This window comes from Bacillota bacterium (genome assembly GCA_023511835.1).
Classification (GTDB): domain Bacteria; phylum Bacillota; class Sulfobacillia; order JAIMAT01; family JAIMAT01; genus JAIMAT01.
This window is the reverse complement of the sequence record JAIMAT010000112.1, coordinates 1-5,277: the sequence shown is the minus strand read 5'-3', so window position 1 is coordinate 5,277 and position 5,277 is coordinate 1. Positions and strand designations below refer to the sequence as shown.

Sequence of the window (5,277 nt, the reverse complement as noted above, 5' to 3'; positions counted from 1 at the left end):
GTGGCCGGGCTCGGCTTCGACGGCCTGGGCTACGCGCTGGCGGCGCTCCTGGCGCTCAGCTGGGCGGTGGCCTGGCTCAGCTGGCGCCTCCTCGAGAGCGGCCGCGGGAGCGAGGCGGAGCGGGCGGCCTGAGCGGTCCGGCGCGGCGGGCACCCGCGACGGCGCGGGGGGCGGCGCGGAGCCGCCCCCGCTGCCGGGTCGCCGTCTCCCCGTTCTTCTCAGTCGGCGTCGATCTCCAGAAGGCCCTTCTCGTTGGCGCGCACGCGGTAGGTGCGGAGCGGCGTCCGCACCTCCTCCTGGGCGCAGGGCGTCTCGGGGCGGATCACGGCGGGCTGCGTCAGGCTTCCTGTGGCCAGGTCGTAGCGGGCGCCGTGCGCCGGGCAGACCGCCTCCCTCCCCTCCACCTCGCTGAGGAGGGCGCAGCCCATGTGGGCGCAGACGGCGTCCAGCCCGTAGAGCTGCCCGTCCACCTGTGCCACCAGCACCGGGCGGCCGCGGAACCAGGTGAGGACGGAGGAACGGTGCTCGAAGACGTGGCTGGAGAGCGAGAGCGGCTCGAAGGCCATGCTGCGGTACTCCTTTCCGGACGGGATTGACGGGATGTCGGCGCCCGGCCCGCCCCGGGGCTTCTCGGCGTCCGGCCCATCCCGGGCCGGCCCGGCCTCCGGGGCGGCGGCGCCCGGGAGCGATCATACCGCGAGCGCGCGTCCCCGCGGGCGCCGGAGCGAGGCGACCAGGACGGCGCCCGCGACCAGCGTCGCCGCCGCGGCCAGGGCGAGGGCGAGCGGCCAGCCGGGCGGGGCGAAGCGGAGCTCCACCCGGTGCAGGCCGGGCGGCACCCGCACCTCGATCACCAGGCCGCGGTAGGGGCGGAGCGGCGCCGGGGCGCCGTCCACCGCCGCCGACCAGCCGGGGTCCCAGCGCTCGGAGAAGACGACGGGACAGGAAGCGCTTCCTTGGGCGGGCCTGCACTCCACTTCCAGGCGCGCGTACCCCGGGCGGTCCTCGCGCACCGCCACCGTGCCTCCCGGCTCCGCCGCCCAGGCGCGGCCGCGGGCGACGACGTTCTCGTAGGCGACGAAACCGTCACCCTCCGCCAGCGGGCGGTAGCGGTGGTCGCCGGCGACCAGCCCCGCCTCGTCCCGCGGCAGGAGGAGGACGCGCACGCCCAGGAGCGCCAGCGCGTCGTCCTGGCGCAAGAGGGCGGCGAGGCGCGTGCTGCCGTCCGACCTCCAGGGCGTCAGGCCCAGCGCCTCGACGAAGGCGGCGGGCGCCAGCGGGTCGTTCCCGTTGGGCGAAGGAAGCCCCCAGAGCATGTTCCGCGTGGGCGCCCAGGCGGTGGCGCCGCCGCCCAGCCACCAGCGGTAGCCTCCGCCCGCCGCGGGGGAGCCACCCCCGCCCAGCCGCGCGGCCACCTCCCGGACCAGCGCCGGCTCCCTCGGCTCGGGGTAGAGGCTCCACCAGAGGAAGCGGTCCTGCATGTACTCCCCCGCCAGCGCCGCCAGCAGCACCGCGCCCAGCGCCACCGCCCGCGCCCGCCGTCCCCCGCGGCGCGCGCCCACGAGGAGCGCCGCCGCGGCCAGCGCGGCGAGGAGCGTGGGCAGGAGAAGCGGGAAGCTGGAGGGCCGGAGCGTGGCCAGCGCCCGCGCCAGGCGCTCTCCGGCGAGCGCCTTCGCCTCGCCGGGCAGCGCGCGGCCGGCGGCGATCCAGGCGCGCTCGGCGAAGGCCGCCAGCCAGCCGAGCGCCGCCACGCCCAGCGCCAGCGCCGCGGCGCGGCGCCAGCGCGCCCCGCCCGGGCCCTCCCCCCGCAAGCCGGCCTCCCGGGCCCGAGCCAGCCGGTCGACGCCGAGGCCGCCCAGCATGGCCAGCGACAGGTCGACGAGCATCATGTACCGCGCCGTGACGCGGAAGAGGCCGAGCCCCGGCAACCGCACCAGCCAGCGGTAGAGCGGCTCGTAGCCGCCCAGCGCCAGGATCGCCCCGGCGGCGCCCAGGAGGAGCCAGGGAAGCCGCCCTGGCGCCTCCCGGCCGCCGCGCCGCCCGCCCGGCAGGAGGAGGCCTGCCGCCGCCAGCGCGGCGCCCACCATCCCCGTACCGAAGGCCAGCTCGTTGGGGTCGAAGGCGCCCCAGTAGGCGGTGGCGAAGGCCGGCCACTGCGCCCGCCAGCCGCCGAAGAGGCCCGGGAAGAGCGCGCGCAGGAGCATGTAGGGCGGGTAGCTGCCGTAGACCAGGAAGTCGTACCCCACCGCGGCGCGGACCGACTCGAGGCGCGCTTCCTCCGCCGCCACCAGGAGCGGCGCGCTCCACCCCAGCACCAGCCCCGCCGCCAGGAGGAGGAGCGCCCCGCGGCGGAGCTGGACGCGCCATCCCGCCCGTCCCGCGCGTGCCAGCAGGTAGAGGAGCAGAGCCAGGAGCTCGTACGCGAAGGTCTGGGGGTGTCCCGCCAGCCAGGCCAGCGCCACGAAGAGCGCGAGCAGGACGGCCCGCGCCGACGACGGCCGGCGCAGGAGACGCTCGCCCGTCCAGAGGATGCCGGGCAGCCAGGCCGCCGTGGTGATGACGTTCAGGTGGCCGACCTGCCCCCAGAGCCAGCCCGAGCCCGACCATAGGAGGCCCGCCGCCAGCGCCCCCGCCCGTCCCGCGCCCAGCTCGCGCGTCAGCAGCCAGGCCAGCAGCCCCGTCCCGGCCAGGTGGAGGTAAAGGACCCAGTCGTAGGCCGCGCCCGGCGGGAAAAGTAGGAAGGGAAGGAGCCCCGGCGCGTAGAGGTCGCCCGCCTGGAGCGCGCCCAGCTGCGGGAAGCCTCCGTAGACCAGCGGGTTCCAGAGCGGCACGTGGCCGCTCCGCCACACGGCTGCGGAGAAGGCGCGCATGCCGAGCATGTAGTTCTGGCCGTCGCCGACGGCGAGGCTGAGGTTGGTCAGGAAGGCGCGGGCGCCGAGGAGGAGGGGCCAAACTAACAAGCCTCCAACCGGTCCCGGCGCAACAAGCACCCCCGCGAACTCCCGCGCCACCTTCTCTTGTATCCGCCCCCCGGGAGCCGCCTTCGCCAAACCGACCCCCTGAACCCAAGCTACCACGGCGTCGCCACTTCTCCGCAAAGCAAGCCGGGGCGGCTTTGGAGCTCGCCCCGGCTTGCACCCTCAAGGTTTCTCAGCGATCCAGATCCTGAATCCCGAACACTACGCCCTTGAACAGGTACACTCCGAGATGGTCACCCGGCTGTACATCGGCCAGCTTTTTAACCGTGCTATTGGAGTTCTTACCCCAGACGAACAGGTTCGGCGACGTCAGATAATACGTGTCGTTGAAATACGTGGTGGTGCTAACCGTGTACTCTTGGTGAATGACCACGAAACCACCCGTCACCGCGGCCAATGTGACAAAGGATGTCTGTTGCGCCTTCCCGTCCCCATTCACTAGCGCCGCTACGTAATCGATCGGGTTTGCTTGAAGCCGATCCGGGGACCGGACTACCGTGCCGCTGGTGTTCACGCCGTCGGCCAGAACGAGAACGTCTCCAGCCTTGGCATTCTGAATGGTACTCAGGCTGTAGGTCTCGTCAGCCACGGTGATGCTCTTCTGTGTCCCGTCAGCTAATGTGACAGACGCGATGTAATGCGTGCCGGTCGAGTCGATGCTCTCCGTATAACTGTTGAATGTAGCGATCTGTACCTGTTCGGCTCCCGTCGTCGAGGTTGTCGTCACGGCAAGACCGTTGTTGCTGGTGTCAACAATAAACGTGACGGTCTGGCCGACGCTGTTCCATCCCGCAGTCTTCCAGTCGTAGGTTACCTTGACCGTCTGACCGTTGACGTCGAGGTTCACGTAGTAATTGGTTCCATCGGATGTAAGCGATGTCACCTTGCCGGCGATGGTCTTGCTGTAGACGTTAGCGATATAAACCGTCCCGGTATAGCTGCCGGACCACTTTGTGGCAATCTTCGCCTGCGGGGACAGGCCGCTAACGTTCCAAGCCGTCAGCAGTTTCGACAGATCCGAGGCTGTTGCCGGGTTCCCATCCAGGAAGAGTTGCGCCGCCGCGGGTGCCGAATAAGCGCTGCCGGCGACCTTGAGCGTGGAGATTCCGCTCGCCGTGGCGGACGCCGTCACATCCTGGAGGTCCCCCGTGGCGTTCCAGGCCAGACCATTGATCGCCGTGACGGTTCCGTTGGCATCAAGCGTCAGGGTGACGTTCACGGTGACGTTCTGACTCGCGTAGGTAAGCTGATTTACCTTCTCGGTTCCGCTGTAGCTTGTGCCACCGTTGATTTGTACGGTGACGCTGTTAGACACCGGGTATTGAATGTTGTTACCGTCGGCATCCGTGATCGTCAGCACCGAGCCATCCCAGCTGCTGAACTTTCCGGATACCGTTGTGACACCCGTGGAGGCCGGCTCGATGGCAGCATATGCCGAGGCCGTGGCGGGCTTATAAGCCAGCACCGTGGTATTGTAGAGGCCCTGCAGCGAGGCGGCGCCACTAACATATACCGTGGAGGCGAGGGCCGTCGAAGGTGTCAGGGTGATCTGCACGACGAAGTGCATCGCTTCGCCGTACGTGGTCGGATTGCTATTCTGTACGGGATTGCCTTGGCTATCCAGTGTGGCGAGAGGCGCCCCCGCGTAGTCGCGGTCGAACGCACCAGTCGCGGCGTCGTACTTGGCCGAGACCGAGAGCGCGTTGTACGCCATCTGGGCCACTTCCGCACGCGTCGCAGGCACCGTGGCGGCAGGGTTGACTCCGCTCAGGAGGCCTGCCTGATCGGCATACACCATGTAGTTGGTAGGCCAGGTACCCGTGACGCCCTTATCGTTGCCCAGCACCCGGGTGATCATGGCCACCATCTCGGCCTGGGTCACCGGGTTGTTGGCCCGGAACGTCCCGTCCGGATAACCCTTGATGATGCCCAGCGAGGTAGCCACGTTCACGTAGCCCCACGCCCAGCTCGGTACGTTGTCCTTGAAGGTGGGCGTCTGGTTCGCCAGGGCCGTAGCCGACGCCTCACGCCCCGCCAGGCGTACGGCGACGGCTGCCGCCTCGGCGCGGGTGATCGTCTGGCTCGGATGGGCCGTCCCGTCCGGATAGCCGGTGTACACACCGATGGCCGCCAGCGCGTTGAACGCAGGCGCCTGGGCGCTGTCCGCCGCCACGTCGCTGAACGCGCTCGTCTTCACCGTCGGCGCGGCCGCGAAGCTCGGCACCGGCACCGCCACCAGGCTCAGCGCCAGCGCGAGTACGGTCACGACCGACAGGATCGCGGCGTACCGCTTATTGCG

General features: G+C 70.5%; 3 protein-coding genes. All 3 read right to left on the bottom strand.

Going from position 1 to position 5,277, the window contains the following annotated elements:
* Window positions 1-218: 218 nt before the first annotated feature.
* Window positions 219-566 (bottom strand): Rieske 2Fe-2S domain-containing protein, encoded by a 348-nt coding sequence (locus tag K6U79_10865; GenBank protein MCL6522852.1) that lies wholly within the window; start codon window positions 564-566, stop codon window positions 219-221.
* A gap of 123 nt (window positions 567-689) precedes the next feature.
* Window positions 690-2,960, bottom strand: coding sequence for a YfhO family protein (locus K6U79_10860; protein ID MCL6522851.1), 2,271 nt, complete (start codon window positions 2,958-2,960; stop codon window positions 690-692).
* A gap of 190 nt (window positions 2,961-3,150) precedes the next feature.
* Window positions 3,151-5,277, bottom strand: a 2,127-nt coding sequence (locus tag K6U79_10855; protein MCL6522850.1) for an S-layer homology domain-containing protein, incomplete at its 5' end; no start/stop codon positions are given.